4 protein-coding genes are annotated in these 5,521 nt (G+C 62.9%); 2 read left to right on the top strand and 2 right to left on the bottom strand.

Annotated features, from left to right (window positions below; all coding sequences use genetic code 11):
* The first annotated feature begins 152 nt into the window (after positions 1–152).
* A complete protein-coding gene (locus tag N802_RS18950) occupies positions 153–542 on the top strand; it encodes a hypothetical protein (protein ID WP_035919559.1) in 390 nt (129 codons plus the stop codon).
* 87 nt (positions 543–629) lie between these two features.
* Here the strand turns inward: N802_RS18950 and N802_RS18945 are convergent, their stop codons facing one another.
* Positions 630–4,064, bottom strand: a complete 3,435-nt coding sequence (locus N802_RS18945) for a CHAT domain-containing protein (RefSeq protein ID WP_169743470.1) — start codon at positions 4,062–4,064, stop codon at positions 630–632.
* Between the two features lie 243 nt (positions 4,065–4,307).
* On the opposite strand from N802_RS18945, the gene N802_RS20545 reads away from it, so the two are divergent.
* Complete coding sequence (locus tag N802_RS20545) at positions 4,308–4,469, top strand: hypothetical protein (protein ID WP_169743469.1); 162 nt, start codon at positions 4,308–4,310, stop codon at positions 4,467–4,469.
* A 383-nt stretch (positions 4,470–4,852) separates the two neighbouring features.
* Here the strand turns inward: N802_RS20545 and N802_RS20540 are convergent.
* A partial coding sequence (locus N802_RS20540) for a hypothetical protein (protein ID WP_035919555.1) occupies positions 4,853–5,521 on the bottom strand: 669 nt, incomplete at its 5' end.

The following is a 5,521-nucleotide window of genomic DNA, read 5'->3' as shown; positions in this document are numbered from 1 at the left end:
CCGAGCCTCCACGAAACCCGGGGCGATTCAGGGTTTCGCGCCGATAAGGCGCTTCCGGCGAAGAGGCGTGCTCCAATCCGGCACCAGTGTCAGCACTACATCGACGAATCGCGTCGCCGGGCAGGCTGGTGGCGGCAGAATGGACCTCAGGGATGACGATCGAGGAGACATCGACGGTGCAGAATCACGTACGCCTCAATTTGCCGCAACGGGTTGCGGATGACCTCATCTCCGATCGGACTGGGGTGCGGGTATTGCGCACGCGAGGTGGAGGGCTCACCGACGCAGTCACCATTGCAGTGGAATCCATAAATACTGGGTCGGCCGCGGTATCCGTAGTCGTGGCGGCGGCCACCTGTCGAAGGCTTGCCCAGGCGTTCATCCGTCACAGGCGACCCGCGGACCCGAATAGGGCCTCAGTGAGAATCACGATTGGAGATCGCAGCGAGCTGCTGGAGGTGGACCTCACCGATCCGGGCGCCGAGGATCTGTTGTTCGACTTCTTCGTCGAAGCGATCAACGCCAAGCAAGTAGGCTCATAACCGCACGATGCGGTGAGGGTTGGGCGCACACTCTGGTCACCGCTACCTTCAAGACGGATCGAAAGGATCCTGGCATCACTCGGCATGTCATACCACTCGGTCGCTATGTAGCCAGCGATCTTCGCCCGTGGGGGGAGCGATGCCCAAGGTTTCGTAAATGCGTTCAGCCTCGCCGCTGGCGAGGTGCGGCGTGAGGGCCTGTCCGGTGCTGTGGTGAATATCGCGTTCGTCTTCTACGAATCGTTGGACGACTGCCGGATTCCGAGTGTCGAAGCCTGTCAGGTTTCGCATCGCCACGCACGAAGGGTGGTTCGAGCGTAGTGCCGCCACAAAAACGTGGTCGATGTCGTAGACGGAATGTCCCGCTGCCACCGCGAGTTCGCGGGCGTCGGCGATGACGTCAAGTAGGTCGTCGGAGATTACGCGGGGCTGGTGATCGAGACGCGCAAAGAACGTGCGTTGCCCAATCAAATGGAGGGGCGTGGGCCACTTGGTGATGAAGGTTCTACGGACAGCGGCTCTGACGCGGCGAGGGAGTCCGTCAATGTGTCCATAGATTGCGAAGTAGGTCATCAGGTCCGCGACCTCGACGGTGGGCCTGCCGCGGGGCGCGTATTCGGCGGCCGCATCGATTCCCCGTACTAGGTTCTCTTCAGCCCAAGCCGGAGGACGCGGTGTGGCGGTCTCCTGGGCTGCTGGGAGCGAACCAAAGAGTTGGAGTCCGGCCCACGCCAGCGGGGCGGCGCTGGTTTCTCCATCGCGCCAGCGGCGGAGCAGACTGAGCTGGAAACTCGCGATGAGCACGTGAAGAGGCGTCCCGTCGGATACCCCAGTAACCATGAATTGATCCACCTCGGGTAGGTCAAGGATGGGGAATGCGGTGACCAGGGCACGTCGTGCTCCAGCCTGGATGAGGGCGGTGCCGAGAACCGTCCACTCCCCAAGGTGTGCACTGGCCATGTCCGAGCTCTCGCACGCGAGGGCTATGACTTGACGTGGCATGGGGAAATCAGTGTCGGCGTGGGCAATGTCGGAGGCGAAGAGGACGTCGCCGACATCGACTTTGTCCAACGGCGCTAAGGCGAAGCCGCGGCGGTTATTGATCGTCACGGTGTGGCAGGCAAGAAAGAGCGTACTGTCATAAGGCGCTGCGCGCAGGGCTGCGGTGAGGCTGGCGCGGCGATCTCCCGTCTGACCGTCGATTATCGCGGCTTGGGAAGGCAAGTGGGCCGATCCCTCCACGGCGGCAGATAGGTCGCCACCGGGATCGACTAGACCTACGGCGATAGGGCAATTCTGGTCGTCGCCTGCGTCTGGTGGGGGAAGAATGGAGGCGGGGGGAACGATCACCGTGTCGAACAATTCGACCAGGTGACGCCCGCCGATGCGTGCCCAAGCCCACGGAATGTGGGCTAGCTCGGGGGCCAGCGCCATGCAGATCGTTGTCCGAATGCGGTTGTGAGGCTCCTGGACGCGGATGGCCTTGGGTAGGAGCTGGCCCACCCTCTCTGCCAGCGCTGACTCGATCTCCGAGGGAGGCGCTAGCAGGGCGCTTACGCTCATGCGTAAGAAGAAGTCATGATCGCTCTCGCCCTCGGCCTGCAGGCTGAGGTGGGGGTTGAGTTCGTTTAGCAACTCAGTCACGACAGACATGGAGATGCGCCCCCCGTGAACCTTGACCTGTGGGTCTTCGTTCGTTGCGGCCCAGTAGAGCTGGCCCCTCGACACGTGGGTCGACCACCACCACGCTCCCTGTCGCCCGGCGGTGTTGATGATGTACTCGAGGTCGACCATGGTCGGGCGGCTGCCAAAGTAGTAACGCTGACTTCCCAACCTTGATCGGCCCCCGATCCTCAAGGCCGTCGGTCGCAGGTCCTCGCGGTTAGTCCCAAGTTGGAGCCTTGCTGCTTCGATCACCTCCAGAAGCAGTGGCCAGTCCTGAAATTCGTGCACTTCCTCGAGCAGGGTGTCCAAGGTCGGGATGAAGGCATCCCACCAACAAGCGCGATCGTCGGGATCGGCTAGTTCGTGGCGCACGACGTTTAGGGAAGCGAATGCTTGAACCCTTAGCTCGATGCTCTCAGCGGTGACGCGTCCGCGGTTCTTCAGGTGCAGGTCTGCGCCCCGGTTGCAATAGGCCGCGACGACGAAGGGAGATGACAGTTCGGTCAGGACCATCAGCGCATCATCATCCAGCAGGAACATGGCCGGGGACTCCTGGTCTCCCGCGAATGCCAGCTTCGTGACGGCGGCTCCACGAGCCCCCAACTCATGAGGCGCGGGCAGTTTGAGCTGCCGAGCCTCCAAGGTAGCGCGATCAAGGAAATCGCGGTCCTGGGTGACGTACAAGTCCGTCAGCGCGAATGCTCGCGAGGCCGCTGTTCCCGCAGTTACCTGGTCGACCGCTAGAAGCGTCTCACCCATCGCTAGGTAGCATTCAGCAGCCCACATGACGTTATCGGACGTAATTCTCGCAGGAATCAGTCCAGCGATCTCTGCGGCGATCAACTCGGCGGGTTCCCACGGGATCGAGGCCCTTAGCCAGGCGAGTTGCGTGGCCCGGCCAAGCGGGGTCGCAAGGTTTGGCGCCTGCCGGACTTCAGGTGGTTGAGTGCCGAGCAATCCGTGGACCTGGGCTTCGATGAGATGCCTCACCTCGGAGTGTTGAGCGGGCAAGAGGCGAGCAAGGCGAGCGGCGTGACCGGGGTGGCCGTCGAATGCGTGCGCGACTGCCAGCGCGGCTATCACGTCAGGATCCGCAGAGCCTTCGCCTTCAAGGTTGGTGATGACCTGACGCGCTCGTCCTTTGGCCAGGTCGACCCACGCGCTCTGGGCGAGAGGGTTGGAGGGTTGGGTCAATGGGACAAATCGCAGCGTTTGGTTGGCCCGGACGAGGATCATGGCGAAGGTCGCCGTGACCGGGGCGAGGAGCGCCCACCACTGAATGCGGGTCGCCAACACCGCTAGTGCGATCACGCCGAGAACCCGAAGTCGGGCGTCGGTCCATTGCCATCGACCGGAGGAGTTTTCAATGAGAATGGCCGTGAGCAGCCCAACTCCGAACGCAGAGGTTGGATTGGCAGAGTTTGCGAGTATCGCCGTGGCGGTGCCGGCGAAGACGCCCCCTCCGATTGTGACGATGGAGTCGTGGGCTCGGGTCCGAACCACGAAGGCCGCGGCGGGCCTGATGAACGTAGTGAGTCGTCCTGGCAGCCTGCTTTGAACGATTGACATCCCCGTGGCCACCGCGTACTCGCCGACGTGGGCGCAGAGCCTGACAACGAACCAGGTAACCGTGAACCACGCTGCCTCTTGTGGCCTTTTCAGCAGACATAAGGCCAGGGCGCAGCACAACAGCCATGGCACCCTGGAGGACCTCACCAATGGACGGGTCTCGCTCACGAGCAGCGATTCGACGCGATGCTGGGGCTGCGTGGAGATTAGGGCAGCGATCGCAAAGCCCATCAACCACCACGCTCGACTGGCAACAGCGCCGCCGACGATCGCAACAACAGCAGTCACCCTCACGCCTAGGGAAACCACGTGACACGCTCGTTCAACACGCCAAGCCGACATAGAAGTGAACCCGATCGGCTCTGAGGCGGGATGTCTATCCGTTGTCTCTTCCAGAAGTTGCCGCATGACCTCCGTACGCAACGACGCAAGGTCGCCGGGAGACATGTCGGGCACGCCGAAAGAGTTACCCAGCGAGCTAAGTGTCGCGTTCGTGCATGCTCTGCTCGTGATTCCGAGGGCCACGGCAACGTGACCGACCTCAACGATGCCGACGCCAATCGCCTTCGCGACCAACTCTGCTGCCCACCGCACCCGCTCGAGCTGAGCTACCGTCAGGAGGCTGTCTGGCAAAGTCAGTTGCGCGAGGTCTTGCTCGTCGATGGAAAGCCGGAAACGCAGCCAGGACTCTGATTCCCATCGTTCTAAGGCGTGAACGAGGCGTTCCCGTGGGGGCGTGCTAGAGGCGTGACCCTCAACTGAGGTGAAGGGGCGCTCCGCGCGTTCGGTCCACTCCATTCCTGCGCTCCTCGGTAAGGTTCGAGGACTTTGGAGCAAATCCTGCCCGAAGAATCGCGACCGCGTCTCCGGCTTGCACTAATGTTCACGACTTGGCTGGGCCCGTCAGTGCGTGTGGCGATAAGAGTCCGGAGACGACGATGGTCTTTGAGGTCATTCGATCCCAACCAGCCAGACCCGACAAGAAGTGATGCTGATGGTAGCGCTGCTGGGCGCCACCATCTGGCAGCGCTAATTGGCCCTTCGAGGTGTCCAGCGCCCGACGGGGATGGGTCCACTCACCAGAGACTGGCGACACGCGCCTGGGCCCGATTGATCGAAGGGGTCATGGCGCTGAGGGTCGCGGCATCGGCGGTGCGTAATGCGGCATCCATGTCTTTGATGTCGAAGTAGTCGATGGGGACGTAGCGGCCTTTGAGGCGGCCGACCAAGCGTTCTGGAGAGCCCTCGAGGCGGCGTGCGGGCGCGAAGAGGGCCTTGCCGTCGGCCAGCGGCTGCAGGAAAGCGCGGGCCGCAGCCAGACGTCGACCGACGATGGCCATGGCCAGTCCAAGGTTCTCGGCAGCGTGCTCTCGTTCCGGTTGAGTCAGTTGATGCGCACGGGTGCGCGTCTCCTCGAGGGCAAGGAAGAGTTCGCGGCTGGCGGTGATGAACTCGTTGCTCGGCTTCACGAGTGAGGTCAGGCCCTGCAACCACGCTTTGTCGGCCGATGCGAGTGCTTTACGTGCCTCGGACAGGGGAGCGGGGTCGTCGCGGGCCTGCCCCGCAACATCTGCCACGCTGAGGACCGTTTCAAGCGTCGCGGTGATGTGCGCGCCTTGGTTGAGGAGCATCCGCATCGAGTCCGTGCTCGGGATCCGCACGCGCAGCTCGGCCTGGCTCGCGGCCTCCCATGTATGGACGGCCCGCTCCAGCACTGAATCGCCCCGGGTTTCGTGGAGGCTCGG

The sequence above is a fragment of the Knoellia sinensis KCTC 19936 genome (genome assembly GCF_000768705.1).
In the GTDB taxonomy this organism is placed as follows: domain Bacteria; phylum Actinomycetota; class Actinomycetes; order Actinomycetales; family Dermatophilaceae; genus Knoellia; species Knoellia sinensis.
Note: the sequence above shows the minus strand (reverse complement) of the source record. Positions and strands in the feature narration are given on the sequence as shown.

Coding starts and splice junctions, on each gene's coding strand:
- N802_RS18950 (WP_035919559.1), top strand. CDS start 153: ATGACGATCGAGGAGACATCGACGGTGCAGAATCACGTACGCCTCAAT.